The 25,423-nt window shown below is 37.6% G+C and carries 24 protein-coding genes; 15 read left to right on the forward strand and 9 right to left on the reverse strand.

All coding sequences use genetic code 11. The features are described from left to right. The first annotated feature begins 165 nt into the window (after positions 1-165). Positions 166-501: a hypothetical protein gene (locus C9J46_RS07655; protein WP_005364081.1), complete on the forward strand. Its 336-nt coding sequence runs from the start codon at positions 166-168 to the stop codon at positions 499-501. A 177-nt stretch (positions 502-678) separates the two neighbouring features. Continuing rightward, on the forward strand, positions 679-2,439 hold the full coding sequence (locus C9J46_RS07660; protein WP_107207050.1) for a lysophospholipid acyltransferase family protein: 1,761 nt from the start codon (positions 679-681) through the stop codon (positions 2,437-2,439). 82 nt (positions 2,440-2,521) lie between these two features. On the opposite strand, the gene C9J46_RS07665 is transcribed toward C9J46_RS07660, so the two are convergent. The 6 genes from C9J46_RS07665 to C9J46_RS07690 form a co-directional block, all read right to left on the reverse strand. After that, a complete protein-coding gene (locus C9J46_RS07665; protein ID WP_107290730.1) occupies positions 2,522-3,556 on the reverse strand; it encodes a DUF2157 domain-containing protein in 1,035 nt (344 codons plus the stop codon). Positions 3,557-3,619: 63 nt separating this feature from the next. Beyond that, a complete protein-coding gene (locus C9J46_RS07670; RefSeq protein ID WP_107290731.1) occupies positions 3,620-3,925 on the reverse strand; it encodes a DUF1289 domain-containing protein in 306 nt (101 codons plus the stop codon). 57 nt (positions 3,926-3,982) lie between these two features. Further along, positions 3,983-5,176: an L-2-hydroxyglutarate oxidase gene (lhgO, locus tag C9J46_RS07675; protein WP_107290732.1), complete on the reverse strand. Its 1,194-nt coding sequence runs from the start codon at positions 5,174-5,176 to the stop codon at positions 3,983-3,985. 82 nt (positions 5,177-5,258) lie between these two features. After that, complete coding sequence (locus tag C9J46_RS07680; RefSeq protein ID WP_107207046.1) at positions 5,259-5,792, reverse strand: GNAT family N-acetyltransferase; 534 nt, start codon at positions 5,790-5,792, stop codon at positions 5,259-5,261. Positions 5,793-5,967: 175 nt separating this feature from the next. Then, a complete protein-coding gene (locus tag C9J46_RS07685; protein WP_107207045.1) occupies positions 5,968-6,483 on the reverse strand; it encodes an SRPBCC family protein in 516 nt (171 codons plus the stop codon). Positions 6,484-7,460: 977 nt separating this feature from the next. Beyond that, entirely contained in the window at positions 7,461-8,078 is a 618-nt protein-coding gene (locus tag C9J46_RS07690) for a hypothetical protein (RefSeq protein WP_107207044.1), read from the reverse strand. 443 nt (positions 8,079-8,521) lie between these two features. Between C9J46_RS07690 and C9J46_RS07695 the strand changes: the two genes are divergently transcribed. Beyond that, positions 8,522-9,097 carry a porin family protein gene (locus C9J46_RS07695; RefSeq protein WP_107207043.1) on the forward strand — a complete coding sequence of 192 codons (576 nt, stop codon included), beginning with the start codon at positions 8,522-8,524 and terminating at the stop codon, positions 9,095-9,097. Positions 9,098-9,181: 84 nt separating this feature from the next. Here C9J46_RS07695 and C9J46_RS07700 read toward each other — a convergent pair whose 3' ends face one another. Then, complete coding sequence (locus C9J46_RS07700) at positions 9,182-9,592, reverse strand: hypothetical protein (RefSeq protein ID WP_107259859.1); 411 nt, start codon at positions 9,590-9,592, stop codon at positions 9,182-9,184. A 284-nt stretch (positions 9,593-9,876) separates the two neighbouring features. On the opposite strand from C9J46_RS07700, the gene C9J46_RS07705 reads away from it, so the two are divergent. Further along, positions 9,877-10,359: a GreA/GreB family elongation factor gene (locus C9J46_RS07705; RefSeq protein ID WP_107207041.1), complete on the forward strand. Its 483-nt coding sequence runs from the start codon at positions 9,877-9,879 to the stop codon at positions 10,357-10,359. Positions 10,360-10,365: 6 nt separating this feature from the next. Here the strand turns inward: C9J46_RS07705 and C9J46_RS07710 are convergent, their stop codons facing one another. Continuing rightward, positions 10,366-11,271 carry a LysR family transcriptional regulator gene (locus C9J46_RS07710; protein WP_107259856.1) on the reverse strand — a complete coding sequence of 302 codons (906 nt, stop codon included), beginning with the start codon at positions 11,269-11,271 and terminating at the stop codon, positions 10,366-10,368. A 122-nt stretch (positions 11,272-11,393) separates the two neighbouring features. On the opposite strand from C9J46_RS07710, the gene C9J46_RS07715 reads away from it, so the two are divergent. From C9J46_RS07715 to C9J46_RS07740, 6 genes are all read left to right on the forward strand, one after another. Beyond that, the gene (locus C9J46_RS07715; RefSeq protein ID WP_107290733.1) at positions 11,394-14,219 is read left to right on the forward strand and encodes an FAD-binding and (Fe-S)-binding domain-containing protein; all 2,826 of its coding nucleotides are present in this window, start codon (positions 11,394-11,396) and stop codon (positions 14,217-14,219) included. Positions 14,220-14,548: 329 nt separating this feature from the next. Beyond that, on the forward strand, positions 14,549-14,992 hold the full coding sequence (locus C9J46_RS07720; RefSeq protein WP_107207038.1) for an NUDIX domain-containing protein: 444 nt from the start codon (positions 14,549-14,551) through the stop codon (positions 14,990-14,992). Positions 14,993-15,071: 79 nt separating this feature from the next. Further along, positions 15,072-16,121, forward strand: a complete 1,050-nt coding sequence (locus C9J46_RS07725) for an HlyD family secretion protein (RefSeq protein ID WP_107246859.1) — start codon at positions 15,072-15,074, stop codon at positions 16,119-16,121. Further along, complete coding sequence (locus tag C9J46_RS07730; protein WP_107207036.1) at positions 16,121-17,617, forward strand: DHA2 family efflux MFS transporter permease subunit; 1,497 nt, start codon at positions 16,121-16,123, stop codon at positions 17,615-17,617. Before C9J46_RS07725 ends, C9J46_RS07730 begins: the two co-directional genes overlap by 1 nt. A 355-nt stretch (positions 17,618-17,972) precedes the next feature. Next, positions 17,973-18,182: a cold-shock protein gene (locus C9J46_RS07735; RefSeq protein ID WP_005364106.1), complete on the forward strand. Its 210-nt coding sequence runs from the start codon at positions 17,973-17,975 to the stop codon at positions 18,180-18,182. Positions 18,183-18,424: 242 nt separating this feature from the next. Further along, positions 18,425-18,628, forward strand: coding sequence for a hypothetical protein (locus C9J46_RS07740; RefSeq protein ID WP_107246857.1), 204 nt, complete (start codon positions 18,425-18,427; stop codon positions 18,626-18,628). A gap of 571 nt (positions 18,629-19,199) precedes the next feature. Here C9J46_RS07740 and C9J46_RS07745 read toward each other — a convergent pair. Continuing rightward, entirely contained in the window at positions 19,200-19,751 is a 552-nt protein-coding gene (locus C9J46_RS07745; RefSeq protein ID WP_107207034.1) for a hypothetical protein, read from the reverse strand. A gap of 465 nt (positions 19,752-20,216) precedes the next feature. Between C9J46_RS07745 and C9J46_RS07750 the strand changes: the two genes are divergently transcribed. The 5 genes from C9J46_RS07750 to C9J46_RS07770 all read left to right on the forward strand — a co-directional run bounded on the left by C9J46_RS07750 (position 20,217) and on the right by C9J46_RS07770 (position 25,321). Further along, positions 20,217-21,311, forward strand: a complete 1,095-nt coding sequence (locus C9J46_RS07750) for a TRAP transporter substrate-binding protein (RefSeq protein WP_107207033.1) — start codon at positions 20,217-20,219, stop codon at positions 21,309-21,311. 89 nt (positions 21,312-21,400) lie between these two features. Continuing rightward, on the forward strand, positions 21,401-21,934 hold the full coding sequence (locus C9J46_RS07755) for a TRAP transporter small permease subunit (protein WP_107207032.1): 534 nt from the start codon (positions 21,401-21,403) through the stop codon (positions 21,932-21,934). Positions 21,935-21,946: 12 nt separating this feature from the next. Beyond that, positions 21,947-23,233, forward strand: coding sequence for a TRAP transporter large permease subunit (locus C9J46_RS07760; RefSeq protein WP_107290734.1), 1,287 nt, complete (start codon positions 21,947-21,949; stop codon positions 23,231-23,233). Between the two features lie 95 nt (positions 23,234-23,328). Continuing rightward, entirely contained in the window at positions 23,329-24,696 is a 1,368-nt protein-coding gene (locus C9J46_RS07765) for a cache domain-containing protein (RefSeq protein WP_107207031.1), read from the forward strand. Then, entirely contained in the window at positions 24,677-25,321 is a 645-nt protein-coding gene (locus C9J46_RS07770; protein ID WP_107207030.1) for a response regulator transcription factor, read from the forward strand. Before C9J46_RS07765 ends, C9J46_RS07770 begins: the two co-directional genes overlap by 20 nt. Positions 25,322-25,423: the final 102 nt, after the last annotated feature.

The following is a 25,423-nucleotide window of genomic DNA, read 5'->3' on the forward strand; positions in this document are numbered from 1 at the left end:
ATAGAGTTAGGATAGGGCATGTTAGATTTAAAAAATGTTATACTTATAACGTTTTTTCAAAATTGTGCTTTTCAGAATGAATAAATACACATAGGATAAATGTAACGGTATTGTTACAGGGAAATTTGTTAGGGACTTCACAGTTACTGTCTATGGGAGGATATTATGTCGAATATTCTTACTTTTCCAGTAAAAGAACAACCGAGAGAACGGACACCTTTAGAAACCATTGTTGAGCAGGAACTGCTTGATTTAAATGCTGATCAATACATGATTGATGTCGTTTTAGAGCGAATGGAGAAGTTTTTGGCTCTAGCATCTTTTGAGTTTGATTTAAAAATGAAGGTATCAAAGGAATGTTTAGATGAAATGCATGAGAACGTATTTCCTGCTATATCGGAAATGCAAGCGTCAGTTCGTGACAACATGAATGAAATTCTGACAGAACGTGTATTACATGAGATCCGTCTTTATAATCTTGAAATGCAAGCAGTAAGATAATATATCTATTTTTTGAGTATCGACTTTGTTACAGATAGCGTTTATAAATAATTTACCGATATAAAGCCACTTTAAACAGTGGCTTTATTTTTGTCATTAAAACGGCAATAGATTGAAACCCCTTCGTCATTTATCCTTTTTATACTGACACCAAATTCGGTGATTTGCGGTGAAAGTATGGAAACGGACACGCCTTTTTTACTTCCAAGAAAAACGCCACTAGGTATTGCTGAGAACGTGGCTGAATGGGTGACAGGACTAAAGCAGCTTAATCAGTATTATTTAAAACGCCCCGTTGATTCAGATAGAACAACTTTTGTGCGCTATGCGTTAGAATCGTTAGGGATTGATTATCAACTCCAACAAGGCTCGGTACAAACGATCCCACAGCAAGGATCAACCTTGATTGTTGCCAATCATCCTCTTGGCGGTGTGGAAGGCATTATTCTTGCTGAGCTTCTGCTCTCAGTTCGTGCAGATATAAAAATTTTGGCGAATCAATATTTAAAAACAGTGCCTGAATTAGATTCTCTGTTCATTGGCGTTGATGTTTTTGAAAGTCAATCCACAGTAAAAGCGAATGCAAAAGCAGTAAGAGAAGCACATCATCACCTTGCTGCGGGAGGCTTATTGCTGGTATTCCCAGCAGGAGAAGTATCGACTAAAGATCAAAAAAAAAGGTTAGTCGATAAAAGTTGGAATCGCTCGGTCAGTCGCTTTATTCGCCGTCATAAAGCAGTTGTAGTGCCGATTTTTATTAGTGGTGAAAACAGTAAAAAGTTTTATTTAGCAGGGAAAATTCATCCTTTATTACGTACAGCAATGCTTGGGCGAGAGATGCTAAATAAACGCCAACAATGTATAGGGCTAGCGATCGGTGAAGCTATACATTATTCGGAAGTGAAAAATATTAATGATGACTATCAATTAGTTAATTACTTACGGCTCAATACATATCTTTTAGGTTCAAGCTATTTATCTCAGTCAACAAAGCAAGAACCAGTATCGAACCCTGAAATGGCTACGATCCATCCTCCTATCCCAGCTCAATTACTAGCAGCAGAAATTGCACATTTGCCACATGATCAGAAGCTTATTGAAAATTCTCGCTTTGATGTTTATTGCACCACAGCTGCAGACGCGCCACATTTATTAAAAGAAATTGGTAGAGTGCGAGAAGTTAATTTTAGGGCTGTCGGGGAAGGCACTGGAAAAGCATTGGACTTAGATCGGTTTGATGACTTTTATTATCATTTATTCGTATGGGATAAAGAGCAGCAGCAGTTGGTTGGTGCATATCGTTTAGGAGCATCTGATCAAATCATACAGCAGCAAGGGATTGAAGGGTTATACTCAAGAACCTTGTTTAATTATGATCAGGCGTTAGTGAAACAGTTAGGTAATTCATTAGAATTAGGACGTTCTTTTGTTGCTCAGCCTTATCAGCGTAGCCTTAGCCCACTATTGTTACTGTGGAAGGGAATATGCGAATTTGTCTATCGTCATCCGCAATATACGCACTTATTTGGTCCTGTGAGTATAAGTAATGACTATAGTTTAGAGGCTCGCCAATTATTAGCGGCTAGTCTAGAGGTGCACTATTACGATCAGCAGGTAGCAACGTTGGTAAAGCCGAGTTATCCTTTGCCGAAAGGGGATCGTTGTTATCATCATCCCGATATATTGGCCGCGCTTACTGATATTCAACTGCTCTCAAAAGTTGTGAGTCGATTAGATAACGATAAGAAAGGTGTTCCTGTCTTATTAAGGCAATATCTAAGCTTAAATGGCAAGCTACTTTGCTTTAATGTTGATCCTGCTTTTAATGATGCGTTAGATGGTTTAGTTGTGGTTGATTTACGTCAGGTAGCAGAAAAGACGCTGGCTAAGTATATGGGGCTTAAAAAGGCTAAACAGTACATAGCCTATCATCGATAGAGATTGAATCGATGACTTTCATAATGGGATAGCTTTACTATTAAGCTATCCCATTTTCATGGTATGGAAGAATGTGTTTTATTTACTGATAAGGTTGCCATAACTTTTCAGCTCGTGTTCCGATAAACCAAAAGCTAAGTGCAAGTATCGCAAAGAAAAGTGCTTTATGGATCTCGCCCCAAAAATACGAGAAATATTCGGTATACAGCACAACTAACATAAAAGTAATACCAAATGCACGCGTCATAACATCATTAGTTTTTATGCCAATAACAATTGCGATAGTACAACAAGCCAAAGCTAAAAGGCTCCATGCCCATAATTCCACTTGTTTTATCTGTGACCACTCATGAAAACTGTCATAGTTACCGAATATAGTCAGTAGCCATAAAAAAGTGAAAAAATAGAACAGTCCAGCAAAACGCGTTGCTTCTGTTAGTGGTTTTACTATTTTTATTTTTGGAAAAAATAGACTAATTAAGATAATGATGGCGCCAAAACAAGTAAATTGCAGCGGAATATTCATTCCTAAAAAGAGGTAATGGCTATCACTTAAATAGGACGTTTCTGAGAGTAAATAAAGCCCCGCGCTTAATAAGAAAAATAACCAAATTAAAACTGATCTTAACTTGATACCTAACCCACAATAGATGATGGCAGGAATAGCAATAAATAGACTTTCTCGCCAATGTTCAGCGAATGCTGTTTTACTTAAAAAACCGACAGAAACAGCTGTGAGTAAAACACCAAAAAAGAAAATTGCTTCATTGCTAATACTTTTTTCAGGGAACTTAGTACGTCTTCTAACGCCGAGATAGTATAATGCGGCGGATAAAAACGCGGTAAAAATAGTTAAAACACTGGCTGGAGTATTAATCAATTTGGCCAATAACGACATTAAATAGTTATCAGCAACTAATAAAATGACGGAGAGGATAAAACAAGCGATAGCTATCCAGAATGAATAAACAGCAAGCAGTTTCCAGTCAAAATTTGCGACTTGATAACTTTGTCGTAATTGCTCACTTTGTTCCATACTTACAATTTTTTCTTGTTCCCAGTGCGCAATAGCTTCATCAAGGATTTGTGCTTTTCTTTTATTAAGCTTAAGTGTCATTTCACTGTCCTAGTAACAAAAGGCGTGCAAAGCGATCTATATAAGTTAGAACGCCATTTATTATTAAGCGAGAGGTTGCTTTGATAAGCACTGACGACATAAGCAGCGTCCTGAAGGACAATCTGCAGTATCGCGTTTATCTAATTCGAAACACCAACACGTTGCCTTTCCCGCACTAATATCGCAATGTGCGGGCTCATGGCATTCAGGGCAAAAATGAGTATCAGGCTGCCCCTTTATTTCAGCCATAACTGATTCTCGCTTGGCATCATCAAAGTTTTGCCATTCGATAACTTCTTTCATGGTGCGTAAGCAACCACTACAGATACCATCACTATTTTTACACTTGGCAACACATGGGCTTTTCACTACAAGATCCCTTTTTACGATAATTTTTGATGTTGGCGAGTATATCAAAAACATCACTCACTCATAGCGTAGCTTATCAACAATATACTGAGCGATAGGAAAGCATGACGTAGCCGCTGGTGAAGGCGCGTTACATACGACAAGGCTTAATGTTGTTTGATGAAACATAAAATCATCAATCAGTTGGCCTTGTTTATTCACCGCTTGGGCTCGTATCCCGCATGGATACGGTTGTAAATCAGAGGTTGTTAATTGAGGGTAATAGCTCTGTACTTTAGCTAAATAAGAAGGTTTCCATACTGCTTGAGTAAACTCTGTCAATGCTGATGATAAGTGTTTGTATAGCAGAGGGTATAAGCCTTTAAAGCTAAGTAAGTCCAAACTATCTTTAAGATTAAACATTGGTGAATCATAAGCTTCACGCGCAAAATTGAGGACGGCATTGGGTCCAACAGTAATGCTGCCATCGATCATTTTAGTTAAGTGGATCCCTAGAAAAGGCAAGGTAGGATCTGGGACAGGATAGATTAAATGGTTTATTTGATCGTTGTGCTTGTTTGGGAGTTGATAGTAATCGCCTCTAAAAGGAACAATAGAAAATGAGGGTTGAGTACCGAGCATAGAAACAATTCTATCGGATTGTAGTCCAGCACACGCAATTAATTTACCCGCGACAAATGTTTTCGTTTTACATTTAACAGCAACGCTATCAGTCTTTTCTTCTATTGCTTCAACGGTTTGATTAAAAATAACATGACCGTTGTGATGTCGGATCAACTCAACAAGTTTTTGACAAATCAATCGATAATTAACGATGGCAGAATCTGGGACAAAAATAGCACTAATGCCTGTAATGTTAGGCTCTTGTTGTTTCAGTCCATGCTGATCAAGAAGGGTGATATCAATATCAAGATGAGCAGCTCGTATTGCTAGTTGTTGTAATCGTTGTTGCTCGGAAGTGTTTGTGGCAACGACTAATTTTCCGCATTGTTCGAAAGGAATATCAAATTCATTACAAAAGGCTTTAATAGCTTGATTACCACGAAGACAAAAATCACTTTTTAAGCTGCCTGGAGGGTAATAAATACCAGCATGTATGACACCACTATTGTGGCCTGTTTGATGGAAAGCTTCATGAGCTTCTTTTTCGATAACCCATATCTTTTTTTGGGGAAAACGTTGTTGCAGCTCCCATGCTGTACTTAATCCAATTATTCCAGCCCCAATAACTAGAAAGTCACAATCTAACACTAAAACCTCCCATTGGTATGGCGATGCGTGATGAGAGTTATCATAAGGCTATTTACTATACGGAGTCGTTATTCAGTCGGTATCATGCTGAGGTTGTGATCTCATACAGTGAAATGTCATCATTTATATTGTCTATAGAAGCAATAGAAAGTTTATCAACAGGGCACATACCCACTTTTAGCATGACCTTTGCAGGATCTGTGATGCTTTTACTGTGGCGACCATAAATATGTTTGAGATGTAATCGGTTAAAACCAAACTCTTTAAGACGTTCAACCGCTTCAGTACAATATCCATTGCCCCAGTAAGGTACACCAATCCAATAACCCAATTGACCACTCCCGTTTTGTATATTTTCAAGTCCAGCACAGCCAACCAGTTGGTGATTTGCTTTTAATGTTATCGCAAAGATTGCTGAATTCTGGGTGAGCCAACCACCTAAATGCTTACCAATCCATTTACCCGCCATACCGTCAGAGTAAGGATGAGGAACATTGATAGTACTATTTGCAATATCGATGTTGCCTGCTAAATGTTGAATTTTTGTCGCATCTGATAATTGTAGTGGACGAAGAATTAATCTGTCAGTTGTTAGTAGTGGTTGTGATTGGTACATAGTCTTAACGACCTCTCAACGTAGTTATTAATGCAATTAAAGGCATATTGTTGAGCTATTAAAACGTATTTTGATATGTACGTCCTCGATTTGATCAAAGATCGCGTAACAAGAGGCATGTTTATGGGAAGAGAAAATCAAAAATGTAGAATTGATCGCGATTTGCTGTTGCGCATTATTTAATGCGGGCTTTGGTTGGAATGTCTTTTATTGAAGTGGTATTACGTGAATAAGGTTTCGCTGTCGTTGTGGATTTCCACATATCTTCACTGTGTTTAATCACGTTTGCTAGTGCTTGTTTTAAGAAGTTTTGTATTTGAAACTTAATTAACCAGCCAGTGCCTTTAATTTTAGGGGAAAAAGTAATGCGATAATGAATTTTACTTTGGGTTGCATTGATACTTTTAAACTTTATCCACCCGCCATGTTCATTCACTGGAGCGCCTTGAATTATTTGATAGTGAATGTGTTCATTTTCTTTAAAATCAATGATTTGCTCTTGATATGTAAATGGCCCTTGAATGACTTCGCGTATAGCACCGATCCCATTAATCTCTGGTTTTCCTGAGCGAATCAACGAGTACTGAGCATTAAAAAAACGCCCTAATTTAGCGTGATCAGAAAGTAATGCAAAGAGGACGGTTTTAGGTACATTAGCGGTTACCTCTAAAGTAACGGTATGAATCGTCATTATCGTCTCCATAGCACTTAATTACATCTAACATACCATTTACAATTGGTTGTTGGAAGCCAAAGCGCAAGCTTTAAAGGGATTTTTTCTTTTTTATGATGGTATTAAAAGGAATGAATTGGTGATGATATTAATAATAAAAAGTGAAAATTGGCTGTTTTGATTAAATTTTTGAGAGGGTAGGACGTTGGTATAGATTGCCGATAGTTATAAAAATATACTTATTTTGCAATAGGTTAAGATTATCGTTAATAGGGTATGATCACTTGTATAATAAAATAAAGAGTTGAATCACAAAAAAAATCTATTTTAGTGGTTGTCAAATGAGCAAAAGATACATATATTAAATTGTCGATATAAATTGTTCGAGGTTTTTTAAAGTAAGAAAACGTAGCTGATAATATTTAGCTATGGTTGCATTTCAATACTTCCTATCGAACCCATATCTATAAAAATCATTTTAATAATCTACTGTGAACTTTTCTGATAGCTTGCTGCCTAAGATATATTAATAAAAAAAGATGTTCACAAAAAAACTATTGTGATGTCATGTTTATGTCACATCAAGTTGTTTAAGTAGAACAGATAAGTAAAGAGTAAGAACGGTATTAATTTTAGTGATATCAACCTTACTCATATAAGATTAATGAGAGGTTTTAAATGAAAACACGTAACCGTAGACAGTGGTTTTACTATAAAAATCAAACTACTAAAGTTGAAAAAGCATAATCAATGCTGACAGAAAGGCTTTCTTTTAGGTGATTCAGAAAGTCTTATACATTTAGCAAATCCCCCGTTAAATGTTCAAAATCTTAGTAATGTAAATTTAAATACTTATTGAGTATCAGTGGCCAGAAATAAATGAATATTTCTGGCTTTCTTATATTTAAAATTCGCATTTAACTATATTTAGATAGGCATTTAAATTAAAAGGCAAACGATTGCTATTTTTAAATGCAAAATAATACAATGGCTTGTTAATTGATAATACGACCTTTTATTTTTGCATTATCTGGAATGCTTGTTATTTGAGTGCCCTTAATGTGGATATCGCCATCAACGATGATTTGATTAGGAAGTTTAGTTATTTTGCTGTTGTTTAAGTAAAGATCCCCTTTGACATAAAGGTTATCTGGAAGCGTTTGGATCTCCGTTCCCATTAAACTGAGATCTCCCTTTACTCTCATACCATAGTTAAGTGCTTTAATTTTTGAATGAGCAAGGTTAACGAATCCATCGACGTTAAATACCACGGGGAGGTACTCAACTTCAGTATAAGCAAGATTAAGATTACCATTTACAGTCAGGCTACGTGGAAGTTGTGAAATCTTGCTTTTTTCAAGATTCAAGTTACCAGTGATCACAAGAGGATCGGGTAGTTGTATATCTCTACTATTTCTTAATGAGACATTGCCATATGAATCGACATAGTTCAGTAAGTGAATAGGTGAAAGAGCATAAGCATATAGCGGCGCAGAGCTAGCTAGCAATAAGAAAGTGGCGAACGTATGCAGCGTCAATCTTGTTTTTAATTGTTTTTTCATGATTTCGTTATTCGTCATGCTTGAGTTTGGTTGTTCACGAGTGATGTCCATATTATTGCTATCGTGTTTAAAGTGGTTAACTTTAATTATTACCTTATTAGTAATGAAATTTTGTTATTAGAGTAAATAGCGAAAGACTGTTTTGGAACCAAGCTCAACATAAACAAAGCATTCATTCTAAAAAGTCATTAGCTGACAGTCTACGCGAAAAATAAAAAGCATAGTAATGAACCAGAAATCGATTTCTATTTTCTAAATGAATTATCATGTGTTTGAAATAAATACTTACACTTGAAGTGCTTTTTAGACGCTTAAATTCAGCTCTATTCAGGTTGCATTTAGTTAATAAAATAGTGTTTTATTTGTTAAGTTTTCGTACAGGAGAGATGCTTTAGTTTTGTTGCTAACGAAAAGACACAGGTATTTTGAAAGCCAATTAATCTTCCCTTTAGATTAATGACTTTCACTAATAACAATAAGTTAGGAATAAAATCATGAAAAAGTCTATTTTATCTACGGTCGTTTTAGCAGGTATCGTATCAGCGCCAGCGATGGCAACAAATGTGGAAACATTTATGGGTGGTGGTGTGGGTTATCAATTAGATAACTTTAAAGATGCAGCTAAAATGCATAGTGAAGATGCTAGCTATCAAATCCGTGGTGGTGTAATTGTCGATAACCATCACCGCTTAATGGCAACTTACGGTTATAAGAAAGATAAATTCAATATCGCTGAATCTGGAGAAGAAACTATCAAGGCTAAGCATAAACAAGATTTATTTTTAGTTTCTTATGATTACCTAGTACCAGTCACTTCTAATATTAACCTTTTTGCTGGTGCGTCAATGGGTGCTGCTCATAATAAATTAACAGCTAAGACATCAGAAGCGAGTGGTAAAGATAGCTCTACTGATTTTGTATGGGGTGGACAACTAGGTGCAATGGTTCAACTAACGGATAATATTTCATCAGATCTTACATACCGTTATCTTGATCAAAATTACAAAACAGATGGTGTTCGTTTAAAAGGAACAGAGCAAATTGTTTGGAGTGTTGATTATAAATTCTAATAAATTTAATTATTTATAAAAACGTAGCACCTCACATAAAGTGGGGTGCTATGCGATGTAGAAGCTAAAAGGTAAGCAATAAAATTATTTATTTGTTGTAATACTATAATCTGAATCATTACCACTAAGCATAAATGTATTGTCGATAAATCTTTTTATCCTGCCATTTTCAAGTTCGGATTGTTGCATAACACGAAAAGTTCTCTTGATTCCTTCTGCATCTATGGAGTGAGATAAATGCGTGTCTGTTATCTTAGTGCCGTCTTTTGAGGTAAAAAAGTTAACTACTTCAACTTTAACCTTTGCATTCTTTTTCAACCAGACCATACGTTGCTTAAAAGCATCAGCATCATATTCTTTATCGTTAATATTGATATAGCAATCTTCCGTAAAATAATGATGAAACTTTGATGTATCAGGGTTGACTAATATTTCCTGATATAACTTCTCGTAAGTTTTTATATTATCCCAGTCAGGAGCTCTTGATTCTGTCATTGAGTGTACCTTTTGTTGTTTTATTAAAGCTGTGGTTACTTTAACAGACTGTTTTATTTTGTTTTGATAGTACACGACAATTGCTAGTGATTTTTCGCCAAAGATTAAGCGACATCTTTAGTCATTATATCTGTCAATGTTACTTTTAATTGATCGTTAAATGCTCTTTTAGGGGGATCTTGTTCTAGATAAGTCGCTTTTTAGGAAGATACACAATGACGAAAATATGAATTCAGACAAAGTCGTATTATGATATGGCGCGTTTGAGATCATAGGCAGTAATAGTGAATAAGCAAAAGTTATTAAATCAGGTACAAATTAGGCTACAACAAATATTAGAAGCGGCGACTGAAGCGGCTTTACGTGCCTATAATACGGCGACTGATGATGAAAATGTTGCCGAAAATCAATATGACACATTGGCGCTTGAAGCGTCTTATTTAGCGCATGGTCAGGCACAAAGAGTAGAAGAGTGCAAAGCTGATATAGCAGCTTATCAAGTATTACAAGCTAACTTACCTAAAGCCTTTGATACTGTACTACTTGGGCATATTGTAACGTTAGCTGATGAAGATGATAACGTGCGTTTTGTTTTTCTGGGCCCCAGCTCTGGTGGACTAGTCGTAACGTTTGATCAGTATTCTGTCACGATAGTGACACCAACTTCGCCATTTGGTGATGCATTGATTGGTCGTGAGATCGGTGAAGAAGTCGATGTTCATATTGGTGATAATGTCACTTGGTATGAAGTTATGGCGATCAATTAAATCATTTTATTTAAAGGTATCTCGGTATTTTTGATAATACTGATAAATATGCTCAATGAAGAGTTTCACTTTCATTGGTTGCTGTTTGGTATACGGATATACCGCATAAATGCCTAATGATTTCGCAACATAATCAGTGAGAACTTCAATCAAGCGACCTTTTTTAAGATCTTCAGCGACTAATACTTTGGGAATGTAGACTAAGCCTTGTCCGTGTAATGCCGCGCCACGTAAAGCAGAAGCGTTATTAGTGGTAAAGTTGCCTTTTACTTTAACGGTATGAATACCTAATGTATCTTCAATTAGCCATTCGTTCGCCCCTGTTTCTTGGAAGCTATAACCCAGACAGTTATGTTTTTCTAAATCATAAGGCTGTGTTGGTATGCCATATTGCTTGATATAGCTGGGGGATGCACATATCACCCAGCGAGCTTGAACCAATTGACGGGCAATAAAGCTTGAATCTGGCATTGCGCCTGTTCTTATCGCAATATCAAATCCTTCCTGTACTAAATCAACAAAGCGATTGTCGAGTTCCATTTCAATATGAATATCAGGATATTGACGGCTAAATGCTGCAATTGCTTCGGGTAAAATAAGTTCGCCCGAAATGGTAGGGACAGTAATACGGATTTTACCTGTTAAGCTTTCTCCCAAACCACTCATTGCATCTTCTGCATTTTGAACCGCATTGTAGACTTCTCTCGCATGATGATAAAAAACATCACCAGCTTCTGTCAGTGTCAACTTGCGTGTAGTCCGATAAATAAGCTGAACGCCTAACGCTTGTTCAAGTGCTGTGATACGTTTGCTTACCACCGATTTTGTTAAGCCAATGTGTTCGGCTGCTTTGCTAAAGGAGCCTTTATCAATTAGGTGATAAAAAAGGAGTAGATTATTCGTCGTCTTCATTTATTAGTGTACTTTTTTCAACAAACATGTGAATTAGTCAATATTTATCAACCATACAGAGTAAAGTAGAATATACCTATAAGAAATAAAACAATTAACTCGTATATATACATGGAGCCATGATGCAGCAGCCCTACCTTGAACTGATTGCGCTATTAGAACAACAAATAGATAAAAGTCGCATTATCACCGATCCAACACTCGCACTGGCCTATGGTACCGATGCTAGCTTTTACCGTTTAACACCTCAAGTTGTCCTTCAACTGGATAGTTTGCAAGAGGTGATTTTTGCCGTTAAAACGTGCTACGAGCGCCAAATTCCGGTGACATTTAGAGCTGCTGGTACTAGCTTATCTGGTCAAGCTCAGTCCGATTCTGTGTTAATCACGCTGACTCGAAATTGGCGTGATTATGAGATATTAAATGATGGTGAACAGATTTGGCTCCAGCCGGGAATCATTGGTGCTGAAGTCAATGCGTATTTAGCGCCATTTGGCCGTAAAATTGGCCCAGATCCTGGCTCAATCAATACCTGTAAAATTGGTGGTATTGTTGCTAACAATGCGTCAGGTATGTGTTGTGGCACTTCAGAGAATAGTTACCGCACAGTTGCTGGGATGACGGTTGTTTTAGCTGACGGTACAGTGCTAAATACATTAGATAGTGCCAGTGTTGAAGCTTTTAAACTCAGTCATGCAGAAATGATTGATGAGTTGATGACACTCGTCACCCAGTGTCAGGAAGATAGCGAACTGGCAGCTAAGATCCGTCATAAGTACCGTTTAAAAAACACCACAGGTTATAGTCTTAATTCACTGATTGACTTTGATGATCCAATTGACGTTTTGCAACACCTTTTCATTGGTTCAGAAGGCACATTAGGTTTTATTGCTGACGTAACTTACAACACAGTTGTGAATCATGCACACAAAGCATCTGGGTTGTTTGTTTTCAGTGATATTGAGATCACTTGCCTTGCAGTAAGTGAGTTGAGTAAAACTTCAGTCGCTGCGGTTGAATTAATGGATAGCCGTTCTTTAGCTTCTGTTGCCGACAAGCCAGGAATGCCAGGTTTTATCGCAGAGCTTGGTGAAAAAGGTGATACTGAAGCCGCGGCATTATTGATAGAGATTCATGCTGAGAATGAGGCTGCATTACAGCAACAAATTGAACAGTTGCTAGCTATTATTAATGGTTTCTCGCCGATTGCTCAGGTTGATTTTAGTCGTGATACCAAAACCTGTGAGCAGTTATGGGGGATCCGTAAAGAGCTATTCCCATCAGTGGGGGCTGTGCGAGAGACTGGAACCACAGTTATCATTGAAGATGTAGCCTTTCCGATTGAACAATTAGCCCCTGCTGTACGTGAACTACAGGAGTTATTTACTCAGTTCAATTACCATGAAGCGATCATTTTTGGTCACGCATTGGCGGGAAATCTACACTTTGTATTCACTCAGTCATTTGATAGCCAAGTAGAAATAACACGTTATAGTGATTTTATGGATGCAGTGGCTCAGTTAGTGGCCGTTGATTATAAAGGGTCATTAAAAGCAGAGCATGGTACTGGGCGTAATATGGCGCCGTTTATCGAGCTTGAGTGGGGCGCTGATGGCTATCAATTAATGCAAAATATTAAACGCATTTTTGATAAACGCGGCATTTTAAACCCTGGTGTGATCATCAATGAAGACAAAGAATCACATATCAAAAACTTAAAAGGGATGCCTGAAGCAGATGAGTTGATTGATAAGTGTGTTGAATGTGGTTTCTGTGAGCCTGTTTGTCCTTCTCGTAATTTATCGTTAACACCACGCCAACGTAATACAGTATTTCGTGAAATCTCTCGCTTAAGAAAAACTAACGAAGATCCTAGCCGTCTTACTCAGATGGAAAAAACCTATCGTTACTACGGCCTAGATACCTGTGCCGCAACAGGATTATGTGCCGATCGTTGCCCTGTTGGGATCAATACCGGCGATCTTGTTCGTAAATTACGTCAAAACCATACAGATAAAGCAAAACAAATTGCGAACTGGACTGCGGATCATTTTTCAACCGTTACGTCAGTAGCTAAAACTGGTTTAACTGTCGCAAATGGTATGCATAAGGTACTTGGCACTAATAAAATGCGTAAGTTGACGAAGGCGGCTTATGACTTATCGGGTCATCGTATTCCGATGTGGTCTTCACATATGCCTGTCGCGGTAAAATCCACTGAAATGTTGAAAGTTAAAAAAGTGGGTCGAGAAAAGATCGTTTATTTCCCGAGTTGTTCTGCACGTACAATGGGCACTGAAGCGAATGCAAAAGATCCTCGACCATTAGTCGATGTGACGATCTCTCTGCTTGAAAAAGCGGGCTATGAAGTTGTTATTCCGAAGGATTTAAACAATCAATGTTGTGGTATGCCATATACCAGTAAAGGTTTTCCTGAAACGGCAGCGAAAAAAGCACAGCAATTAGAAAATGCGTTATGGGAAGCATCTAGCCAAGGAACCTATCCTGTATTAATGGATACCAGCCCTTGTGCAAGTACAGGAAAAGAAACACTACGCAGTGAAATTAAAATCTACGAGCCTTTTGAATTTGTCGCAAATTATGTGTTGCCAAAATTAACCATAACACAGCAAGAAGAGCCTGTGATGTTACACATTACCTGTACTTCACGTCGTAAAGGGTTAGCTGGGGTGATGGAAAAAGTCACGAAAGCTTGTGCGAAGACAGTGATTATTCCAGATGACATTACCTGTTGCGGTTTTGCTGGCGATAAAGGTTTTACCAAACCAGAACTTAACGCAAGTTCACTAGCGCCTTTAAAACGTCAAGTACCTGTAGACTGTACTGAAGGTTATTCAAATAGTCGTACTTGTGAGTTAGGGCTATCTGAACATAGCGGGATAGAGTATCGCTCAATTCTCTATTTAGTTGATAAAGTCAGTATGTAAGTGATCAATTTTTAAATGAAAACGCTGATATGAAAGTATCAGCGTTTTTTTATGTTCAATGAGGGTTATTTATAAAATAAGGCTGTTTGGTTGGAACGCTATTTTAAATGACTTATTTTGATATATTACATTGCATAAATGATTGGCTGAAAGTTAAGAGAACATGTTGTTTTTTCGTATACTATTAGATCTATAACTCTATTTAAATATATAGATAGATTAGCCGATAGGTTCTTTTCGGATTTGTAATTTATCCGTTATTACTCATCTAACGATGAGTGAATATTCAGCTATGGATTATAAATCCCATATAATATAAAGGGTTTAATATGCATTTTCACTCAACTGCTCGCGGTATTTTAATTAACGATGATGCAGTGCTTGTAACCCGAGTTAAAGGTGATGATAAAACATTTTTACCTGGTGGACATATTGATGCAAAAGAATCAGCAGCGACAACGGTGATTCGAGAATTGAATGAAGAAGCGAACTTAAAGGTTAACATTGATTGTTTTTTGGGGGCCGTAGAAAATAACTGGCATATAGGGCAAGAATTAAATACTGAACTATGCTTATTATTTTTATTGTCATCAAAAACAGATAATAATCTTGATACTATTAAGAGTTGTGAAGCTCATATCGATTATTTTTGGTTAAAAAAAGAAGATCTGGTAACGAGTAATTTATACCCATTAGCATTAAGAGAGTGGCTAATGTCTTCGCAATTAGAATTTACAAAATCCCAACCAGCATTTTGGGGCAGTGATTTGTAAATACGTGATTTATTACAACAATATATATTTATCATCTAGACTCAAATTTAGCGATATTTCAGCTAAATAGGATATTTTAATGGCAACGACTGATAACTCGCCGTCTGAACAACTTCAGACGCCAGAAAATGATTCACATATGTTCCGTAATCTATTAATTTTTGTACTTTTAGCGGCACTGTTAGGAACGGCTGGGTATTTTTATATTCGCCATCAAAAGTTATATCCAGCGACGGATGATGCCTATGTCCACGCCAATATTTTATATGTTGCACCACAAATTAGTGGCAAAGTACTTACAGTCAATGTGAATGATTACCAGCATGTAGCGGAAGGCGATTTATTATTATCGATTGATCCTGCTCCTTTTGAAATAGAGTTAGAAAAAGCAAAAGCTGCGTATGAAGTTGCGACACAAGAAAATAAAGCGACAGATGATGCAATTTTAGCGGCAAGTGCTAATGTACGATCAGCAGACGCTACGCTTGTTGATGTGCAAAAAAATTATCGTCGAGTAATGGATTTAGTGAATCGCAAATTATTACCTTTACAGGAAGGTGATGATGCTAAAGCTAAATTAGCCTCCGCTCAAACAGCATTAGAAGCTGCGCGTGCTAAAATGAGCCAGTTAATTAACCAGCAAGGTGCTAAAGGTGATGAAGCGCCTCAGGTTAAGCAAGCGGCGGCAGCATTAAGCCAAGCGACGTTGAATTTATCCTACACCAATATTTATGCTCCCCATGACGGTAGTTTAGGTAAGGTGAGTGTCCGACCTGGCAGTATTGTATCGCCAGGGTTATCTGTCATGCCTTTAATTGAAGATAATACGGCGTGGCTTCAAGCTAATTACAAAGAAAAGTCGATTGGTTTATTAAAACCAGGCATGAAAGCCAGTATTGTTTTAGATATGTACCCAGATGTGACATATCAAGGCCACGTTATTGCCTTATCACCAGCAAGCGGTTCATCGTTCTCATTACTCCCTCCTGAAAACGCAACGGGTAATTGGGTTAAAGTACCTCAACGTTTCCCTGTTCGTATTCAATTTGATGATTTAAAAGGTAAGCCTTTACTTCGTGTTGGAGCGAGTGCGGAAGTCACTATTGATACGTTAACAGAGACTAAGTAATGACGGGTGCTACGTTAACGCCAGCCAATCGGTTGTTGATCACTTTTGCTGTCATGCTATCTGCCATTATGGTGCTGATAGACATGACTATCGCGAATGTTGCTTTGCCTCATATGATGGGAGCGTTAGGCGTAACTTCAGAGCAAGTAACATGGGTGTTAACCTCATATTCGATGGCAGAAGCGATCTTCATTCCTTTAGCGAGCTATTTGGCGCTTAAACTTGGAGTACGTAAATTATTGCTCTTTTCGGTTGCCGGTTTTGTGGCTATGTCTGCTTTATGTGGACAGGCTGACAGCCTTGCTGAAATGGTAACTTTTCGAATATTTCAAGGCGCGTTCGGCGCATCAGTGATCCCCTTATCACAATCTATCATGGTGCAAATATATCCGCCTGAAGAACGTGGTAAAGCAATGGCGTTATTCAGTGTTGGGATATTATTAGGGCCTATTTTAGGCCCTACCGTTGGCGGTATCATTACCGAAAATATGGATTGGCGCTGGATTTTTTACGTTAATGTACCCATTGGTTTGATTTGTTTATCTCTGCTTTATTTCTTTGTGAAGTTAGATGGACGCGGTAAGAGCAAACTAGATTGGCCTTTAGTGATAGGTATGACTATCGGTATTGGGCTGTTACAAATGGTATTAGACAGAGGTAATGAAGAAGGATGGTTTGAATCTAACTTTATTCTGTTCTCTGCGGTGATCAGCGTTATCGCGTGGATTTTCTTTATCGCACGCTCATGGATCACTAAAGGCGATGTTGCTCCTATGTGGTTGCTTAAAGATAGAAACCTTGCTGTTTCTTGTTTAATGATGGCTGGCTTCTCAATGGGGATGTTTGGTATTACCCAATTACAACCTATGATGCTAGAACAGTTACTACATTACCCAGTAGAAGCAACAGGGTTTGCCATGGCGCCCAGGGGATTAACCTCTGCAATTGTACTACTAGTGATTGCTAGATTTATGGATAGATTAGATCCACGTATGCTAGTAGCAGTAGGGCTCGGTTTTAATATTCTTGGTACATACTTAATGATGCAGTATTCAATGAATATTGATTATTACTGGGTAGTAATGCCATCGATTGTTCAGGGGTTAGGGATGGGGCTTGTATTCGCACCATTAAGCCAAATGGCATATCGAACATTAAGTCATACAGATACAATTGGTGGTGCGGTTATTTTCAACCTTTGCCGAACCATTGGTGGTTCATTTGGTATCTCTATTGTTAATACGTATTTTACACGTACAGAGCAACGAGAGTGGCATGCCTTAGGGGCGGATTTAACATTAACTAATCCGCAATTACAGCAGCAGGCAATGATGCAGCATACAACTGTAACGGATCCTCATTTTATCGCCCAAATCAGTGAGCTATTACATCAGCAGTCAACTTTGCTTGCTTTTGTGTATACCTTTGGATTTATTTTTGTCTCTTACATTGTGCTGTTACCACTCTTAACACTGTTCAAGTTTAAGAAAACATAGTCAGTGCCTAAGAATGTAAATATACATTAATCGAGTGATAGAAAAAAAGCAGATCAATAATGATCTGCTTTTTTATAGGTGATATGTGTGTTAAATTATTTTAAATCAGTTGGTTATAATTTATTTTGGTTTTTTTTATAAAAAACAGTTTACAGTCAATACATTTAATGTGATGATGTCTTCGCTCTGTTGTTCAGAGTTATTAATGAAAAGTTAAGTTAAAGAAAATCTCCAGAAGTATCTTCGTTTAGTTGTACCTTTGTGTTTCCTTCGCTTCATCATATTTAATAATTCAAGCTTTCAGTGCATCGCAATTTTGCGATATTTTCTATGAATTTTATATAAGGGACACATTATGTCTAAGTCAACTGGTATCGTTAAGTGGTTCAACGAAGAGAAAGGTTTTGGTTTCATTACTCAAGACAACGGCGGTGCTGACGTATTCGTTCACTTCCGTGCTATCGCTTCTGAAGGTTTCAAAACTCTTGCTGAAGGCCAAAAAGTGTCTTTTGAAGTAGAGCAAGGCCAAAAAGGTCTTCAAGCTGCAAACGTTGTAGCTCTTTAATTTTATAGTTTCTATAAGATTTCTAAGTGGTGTAACTTGTTACACCACTTAATCCAAAAATATCTTCTGCGCTACACTCTTCGAAATACTTTACTCATCTTGGTTTTACTTCTTAGCAGTTTTGCTAATCGCTATATTCATAATCTTCATTAAAAATTCATAACGCTATAAAACCGTTGATAATTAGCTTTACTAATGTCATAGCTAAAATTCATCAACGCGACAATTTAAAGAGGTATATTATGATTATCAACTTCAAGGTTAATGATCTTAGCTGGAATGCATCTATGCATCAGTTAAATAGTGATGTATTGCGCCGACATGTTTTAATTAACGGTAAGCTAGATACATTAGATGTCAACTTTACGTACTGTGAACAATCAGAAAAAGGCATTATTACTAATCACAATAATAAAGAGATTGGGCATTTTTCAATTGTTGATTAAGGTTTAAAATAACATGTTTGCAAGTCATGGTTTATTTAAAGCAGAGAGGCAGAACGGGGTGTCTGCCTTAAACTAAAACTAGCAAATAGTTACCCGTTAGTAAGTAAAAATCATCATTTGTCTATGGTTATGTTGGCTTACATACACTTCCTTTATTTTCCCATATTGCCAACAATAATAACTTTCTCTCCCTTGTTTATTCTGTATCCTCGTTAATAAAAACATTGAACGTCACAACTGACGTGATAGAGCGCCTCCAGTGCTGCCTTCCACACCATCGCGATAAAAAGCAGTTGTCCCTTAGCATCGATTCTCCCAGCTATGATCCTTCTATGAACGGCTTGATGTTCAACACACCTATCTTGTCGATGATCCTGACGTATCTATTTGTACCCCTTATTAAATTATATGTAGTCAACTTACTTGGTGAGTGTCATTATCTATGTGTAGTAAAGGGCTAGGTTGATTTTGGCACTGAATTGAATGTGCAAAAGGTAGGATAAAGTGGCGCTCGTTATAAAAAAGCTGCAGAACGTTGCGCTCTACAGCTTATTAATAAACCAGTGAGATCTTAATGATTTTCAGCTAGTAGTTGTTCTTGTGTCTGATGACGTGTCGAATATAGTTTGTAGCTCATAATAACAATCACTAATGCTTTAATGATCATCATTTGTGGATTGCCATAATATCCTGCCATACCAACAAAACCTGATGTTAGCATTAACATGCGATAATTTTTCAGTGAAGTCATATAAAGCGCGGCAACAATAACGGCTAAATCTAAATATTGTAATGCGACAGTAATCGTTGGCTCTGCAATGAAAGCACTAATAGCAACGTAAGTTATATATATAATGGCAGATGCCATAATGGCAGCGAGTGTGTGGACTATTGCCTTCCCCATTTTGGTGAAGTCTTTTACATAGCGATAAGCATTAATCGCATTAACGGAAAGGTTTAAAATTACTTTCGGCCACCATCCCATTAGAATTGACCAAACAGTATCATTTGTTGCAGATGCAAAAGCAGCATAACGAGTGAATTTCATGCTGTTAAATATAGTAAGCAGGATATATAAGACGACGGAAGTCCAGCCTAATACTTCTTTTAATAGATCAACCAATGTAAATATCTCTCAGTGATGTCATTGATAGTAATGACATTTAATAGTGCTTTATTCTGTTTATTAACGTTTAAGTAACATTAGTTACTTGTTGTTAAGCTAATTTCGAGGGATCCTACCACAGTTGTCATTTCCATGACATTAGATGAAGCTTCATATTTCAACTAATTTCTTCTTATACGGAATGAATTAAATGTGCTGAGTTCACATAAATTATATCTTGTTCAACGAATCGTTATTCTTGATTAGTACGTATAAATACGTAGTGTAAGTTATTTTATAACTTATTGATAAATAATAATTTAAATTTTATCGATACGATTTTATACGTGGTTTTCTTTTTGTATTTATTAACGGTTTTTAACTTTTAATCCGTAGTCCTTCTCATTTTATCTTGTATAGCGTTAAGCCAAAGTATGTTGAACATCATTTTGTAGCCTAATCATATAAAGCAAGGATGAGTGAATGACTATTATTGGTAGCGTAGTGAAACGTGTGGTGAAAAAAAGCCTAATCGTTGCACTAGGGTGTGTTGCTATTCTGGCAACAAGCGCACAAGCATCAGAAAAAGTATACCGTTTAAAATTAGCTGAAACATGGGGACCCAATTTTCCGATCTTTGGTGATGCCACAAAGAACATGGCGGCGATGGCAGAAAAAATGTCTAACGGCCGTTTGAAAATTCGTATTGACTCTGCTAATAAGCATAAAGCACCACTTGGTATCTTCGATATGGTGAAATCTGGTCAATACGACATGGGACATTCAGGATCGTATTACTGGAAGGGGAAGGTTCCAAACACCTTATACTTTACCTCTATGCCTTTTGGTATGACCCCTGCTGAGCAATATGCGTGGTTCTATCATGGTGGTGGTATGGAGTTGATGGAGCAAGTCTATTCACCTCATAACTTGCTTTCATTTCCTGGCGGTAATTCAGATATTCAAATGGGGGGATGGTTTCAAAAAGAGATCAATACCGTTGATGATCTGAAAGGGTTGAAAATGAGAATCCCTGGTTTTGCGGGTGAAATTCTTGCTGAAGTTGGTGCTAAGCCAACCAATATTGCACCAGGAGAGCTCTATACTTCACTTGAGCGAAATACCATTGATGCGCTTGAGTGGGTAGGCCCATCATTAGATTTGCGCATGGGTTTTCATAAAATAGCACCTTATTACTACACAGGTTGGCATGAGCCAGGATCAGAATTACAGTTCCTAGTAAATAAGCGCACATGGGAGCGTCTACCTGCCGATCTTCAAGAGATCTTACGTGTTGCAATGCGTACTGCGGCTTATGATATGTATACCCAAGCTACTCATGCAAGCGGTAAAAACTGGTCAACAATTCAACAAACTTACCCTGATATAAAAGTGAAAGATTTCCCGCCAGCAGTGATGAAAGCATTACGTGACGCGAATGATCGCCTCCTTGCACAACATGCAGAAAAAGATGAACAAGCAAAAGCGATCCAAAAATCACAAGCGGATTATCTAAACCAGGTACGTTCATGGACCAATATATCTCATCGTGCCTACCTTAATAGCCAAGCGCAATAAGTCTGTTTAAATAAGGACGTTATTATCCTGCCATTTATGCATATAAGATCGCAGTTATGCGTATTTGGTGGGATTCCATGGAGTAAGGAATGAAAAGTCTGATTACGCTAGAGCGTTTTTTTAATCGTATTGGTGATGTGCTCGGTTGGTTTGCCAGTATCCTATTTATATTATTATTAGTTAATGTCGTTTATGACGTTGTTATGCGCTACGTTTTTAATGATGTTTCCATTGCCCTTCAAGAAATGGAATGGCACCTGTTTTCCGCTGTGTTTTTACTTGGCGTTCCTTACGCGATCCGTTCTGCGGGACATGTTCGTGTTGATGTTTTTTATGAGCGTCTATCCCGTAAAAGCCAAGCGATCATTGATATTTTAGGTACACTTTTCTTTTTACTACCTTTTTGTTTACTGGTGGCATGGTATGGCATTGATTTCGCCAAAGAGAGCTATGCATTAGGCGAAACATCTGGCGATCCTGGTGGTCTTGCTTATCGATGGATAATTAAAGCAATGATCCCTCTCTCATTTGGCTTAATGGCGATCAGCGGTTTAGGGCTGGTTGTTCACTCATTAAATACCTTATTTAATCCGCACCACGCGGCATTAAAACAAGATCAGTAAAGGAATACGTCAATGATCGGAATCGTGATGTTTTTTGTCGCATTATTTGCCTTATTACTGGGCTTTCCTGTGGCATTTACTTTTGGCGGAATAGCCTTAATTTTTGGTGTTTGGGCTGAAGGTTTCGACATGTTTGCATTTATGCCTTATCGCATTCAGTCAATCATGGAAAATACGGTGCTTATGGCGGTGCCTCTGTTTGTTTTTATGGGCTTAGTGCTCCAGAAAACCCGTTTAGCTGAGCAGTTATTAGAGTCAATGGGGCGTCTGTTTGGTGGCGTTCGTGGTGGTATTGCAATTTCGACTGTACTCGTTGGTGCATTACTCGCGGCATCAACGGGTGTGGTCGGGGCATCTGTTGTTGCGATGGGGCTTATCTCATTACCCGTTATGCTCAAATATAATTACGATAAAGGCCTTGCGTGTGGAACTATCTGTGCATCGGGGACATTAGGACAAATTATTCCACCATCGATTGTATTAATACTATTAGGTGATGTGCTAGGTGTGCCTGTTGGTGATTTATTTCAAGCGGCTATTTTACCGGGTTTTGTATTGGTAGGTGCGTACGTCGCTTATATTTTAATTTATGCCAAGCTTAACCCTGAAGCGACACAGCCAATTGAGCGAGATGACAGCATTAGTCGTTTGCAAGAGGTTTTTACTGCGTTAAAAGCGGTCATTCCACCATTAGCGTTAATTATCGTGGTGCTAGGTTCTATTTTTGCAGGTATTGCGACGCCTACAGAGTCTGCTGCATTAGGTGGATTTGGCGCGATTGTGTTAGCAATTTTATATCGCATGTTTAGTTGGAAAATGATCTATGAGGCAGCAAAAGAAACGGTAAAAGTCACGGCAATGGTCTTTGCTATTTTGTTAGGTGCGACCGCATTTTCGATGGCATTTACCTACACTGGTGGTGATTACTTAGTTGAAGAATGGATGATGGCGCTACCCGGTGAAAAGTGGGGATTTTTGATCATTACTATGCTGGTTATTTTAATACTTGGTTTCTTTATCGATTTTGTTGAGATCTGTTTCATTATCGTACCGATTTTAGCGCCTGTTGCCGAAGCGATGGGATTAAATATGACTTGGTTTGCCATACTTGTCGCGATGAACCTTCAAACTTCATTTTTAACACCACCATTTGGCTTTAGTTTGTTTTACTTGAAAGGTGTTGCACCTGCAGGTGTCACGACACGTGATATTTACCGTGGAGTTATGCCATTTATCGCTATTCAAATTGCGGTACTAGCTTCTATTTTGATTTTCCCGAATTTCTATGGCATGGGTTAATATTGATAATGTGATCTATAAAAGTAAAAAATGATAATAAATTGTTAATATGAGCTGGTGGTAAAACATCAGCTTTTTGCTGTTTGGAGGTCTCTATGCCATTAAAAGCAAAATTGATCTTATTAACCTTATTACCGTTACTGATTGTGACTGTCAGTATCAGTTGGATATCGATTTATCAGGCAAAAACCTTAGGCCAGAAAGAAGTCACTGTTTTTCGTGATAGTTTAATTGATGCCAAAGAAGCAGCATTGAAAGATAGCGTTGATCTTGCTTTAAATGCCATTTCCCATATTTATCATGATTCTACAATTGATGTTGATATAGCGCAGCAGCGTGTTAAAGCAATATTGACTAATTTACGTTATGGAAAAGACGGTTACTTTTTTGTTTATGATAAAAATGGAGTCAGTTTAGTTCATCCGATCATGCCTGAGTTGATTGGTAAAAATCTTATTAAGATACAAGATGAACAAGGCGATTTTTTAATTGCTTCTTTGTTATCGCAAGCACAAAGTGGGGGGGGCTATCATCAGTATTTATGGCAGAAACCATCAACGGGAGAAACGGTTACTAAGTTAAGTTATTCCGCATGGTTAGATAAATGGGATTGGATGATTGGTACCGGATTATATATTGAAGATGTCAGCCAAGATGTCGCGATTATGCAGCAAGCGATTAACCATAATATTGATACGATCTTCTTTTCCATTGTGGTGATATTAACAATAACTGTCGCAGTAATTATCGTGATCACATTGGCAATTAACTTACATGAACATCGATTGGCTGATAGAAATCTTAAAGAGTTAGCGCATAAAACGGTCTTATTTCAAGAAGCTGAAAAAAAACATGTCGCCCGAGAATTACATGATGGGATCAATCAGTTATTAGTCTCAAGTAAATGTCACTTAGAGTTACTTAGCCTTCAGTCCATTGATGTAAAGTTTGTCGATTACCTGAATAAATCGATGCATTCCTTAACATTAGCGATTAATGAAGTAAGGCATATTTCTCATAAATTACGCCCAAGCTCTCTGGATGATATTGGTTTAGAAGCGGCACTCACCACATTATTACAAGACTATCAATCTCACGCCGGTACATCAGTTGATATGCTATTTGATACAAAGGCTGGAAAGCTAGACTCTGATGTTGCAACAACACTTTATCGGGTAGTACAAGAATCGCTAAATAATATTGTTAAGCATGCAGATGCGACGCATGTTGAAGTGCATTTGAAACAACTTGGAAAGTTATTGCAATTGATCATTCGAGATAATGGAAAAGGATTTGATAGCCAAAATCGTTATCATTTAAAAGGGATTGGTTTGCGAAATATGCGCGAGAGAGTGGAGTTTATTGGTGGCGAGTTTGATCTTAATAGTGAGCCCGGATTTGGTACTGAACTCACCGTATTATTAAACTTGGATGGTTTAGTGTATGACAGAACAAACGATTAAAATTGTGATAGTCGATGATCATCAAGTGGTGATTGATGGTTTTATGGCAAGGTTACAATTAGAGCCTGATATCGAGGTCATTGGTACTGCAAGTAATGGCTTAGAGGCACTAGATACCGTCAGTTATCTTCAACCTGACGTTATTTTAATGGATATCAGTATGCCCATCATGAATGGTATTGATGCAACAGAGCAAATTAAAAAAACACTGCCTAATGCAAAAGTATTGATGCTGACGATGCATGATAACCGTGAATATATCATGAAGGTAATGCAGGTTGGTGCAATGGGCTATATGTTGAAAGAAATTTCGGCAGAAAAAATGGTTCAAGCGATTAAAACAGTGAATCAAGGTGCGACATATTTTTGTGAAACGACGAGCCAAACTATTTTTACTCAGACATCTTCACCAGTGAAAAGCCCTGATATTAATCCTTTGAGCCGTCGCGAAGAAAGGGTACTTAAACATGTTGCCGAAGGGCTGAGCAGTAAGCAAATTGCTAAAGCATTAGAGATTAGTTATCGGACCGTTGAGACGCATCGTCAGAATATAAAACATAAGCTTGAATTGCATTCAACAGCCGAGTTAGCGAAATATGCATTAGAAAAAGGGCTTATTGAATAGTATCCAATTATTTGGAAAAAATAGATCTTTCATTATTTATTTACTATATCAATCGCAAAAAATAGTTTTGGTTGTTTAATTCTTATATAAGTTATTTGTAAA

Source organism: Photobacterium sp. GB-36 (genome assembly GCF_003026135.1).
Taxonomy (GTDB): Bacteria; Pseudomonadota; Gammaproteobacteria; order Enterobacterales; family Vibrionaceae; genus Photobacterium.

Bases quoted from the DNA above. Each gene is read 5' to 3' on its own strand.
- C9J46_RS07685 (WP_107207045.1), bottom strand. From the start codon at position 6,483: ATGACGATTCATACCGTTACTTTAGAGGTAACCGCTAATGTACCTAAA.
- C9J46_RS07720 (WP_107207038.1), top strand. From the start codon at position 14,549: ATGCATTTTCACTCAACTGCTCGCGGTATTTTAATTAACGATGATGCA.
- C9J46_RS07660 (WP_107207050.1), top strand. From the start codon at position 679: ATGGAAACGGACACGCCTTTTTTACTTCCAAGAAAAACGCCACTAGGT.
- C9J46_RS07710 (WP_107259856.1), bottom strand. From the start codon at position 11,271: ATGAAGACGACGAATAATCTACTCCTTTTTTATCACCTAATTGATAAA.
- C9J46_RS07730 (WP_107207036.1), top strand. From the start codon at position 16,121: ATGACGGGTGCTACGTTAACGCCAGCCAATCGGTTGTTGATCACTTTT.
- C9J46_RS07750 (WP_107207033.1), top strand. From the start codon at position 20,217: ATGACTATTATTGGTAGCGTAGTGAAACGTGTGGTGAAAAAAAGCCTA.
- C9J46_RS07715 (WP_107290733.1), top strand. From the start codon at position 11,394: ATGCAGCAGCCCTACCTTGAACTGATTGCGCTATTAGAACAACAAATA.
- C9J46_RS07655 (WP_005364081.1), top strand. From the start codon at position 166: ATGTCGAATATTCTTACTTTTCCAGTAAAAGAACAACCGAGAGAACGG.
- C9J46_RS07770 (WP_107207030.1), top strand. From the start codon at position 24,677: ATGACAGAACAAACGATTAAAATTGTGATAGTCGATGATCATCAAGTG.
- C9J46_RS07725 (WP_107246859.1), top strand. From the start codon at position 15,072: ATGGCAACGACTGATAACTCGCCGTCTGAACAACTTCAGACGCCAGAA.
- C9J46_RS07735 (WP_005364106.1), top strand. From the start codon at position 17,973: ATGTCTAAGTCAACTGGTATCGTTAAGTGGTTCAACGAAGAGAAAGGT.
- C9J46_RS07690 (WP_107207044.1), bottom strand. From the start codon at position 8,078: ATGGACATCACTCGTGAACAACCAAACTCAAGCATGACGAATAACGAA.
- C9J46_RS07695 (WP_107207043.1), top strand. From the start codon at position 8,522: ATGAAAAAGTCTATTTTATCTACGGTCGTTTTAGCAGGTATCGTATCA.
- C9J46_RS07700 (WP_107259859.1), bottom strand. From the start codon at position 9,592: ATGACAGAATCAAGAGCTCCTGACTGGGATAATATAAAAACTTACGAG.
- C9J46_RS07680 (WP_107207046.1), bottom strand. From the start codon at position 5,792: ATGTACCAATCACAACCACTACTAACAACTGACAGATTAATTCTTCGT.
- C9J46_RS07755 (WP_107207032.1), top strand. From the start codon at position 21,401: ATGAAAAGTCTGATTACGCTAGAGCGTTTTTTTAATCGTATTGGTGAT.
- C9J46_RS07760 (WP_107290734.1), top strand. From the start codon at position 21,947: ATGATCGGAATCGTGATGTTTTTTGTCGCATTATTTGCCTTATTACTG.
- C9J46_RS07740 (WP_107246857.1), top strand. From the start codon at position 18,425: ATGATTATCAACTTCAAGGTTAATGATCTTAGCTGGAATGCATCTATG.
- C9J46_RS07665 (WP_107290730.1), bottom strand. From the start codon at position 3,556: ATGACACTTAAGCTTAATAAAAGAAAAGCACAAATCCTTGATGAAGCT.
- C9J46_RS07765 (WP_107207031.1), top strand. From the start codon at position 23,329: ATGCCATTAAAAGCAAAATTGATCTTATTAACCTTATTACCGTTACTG.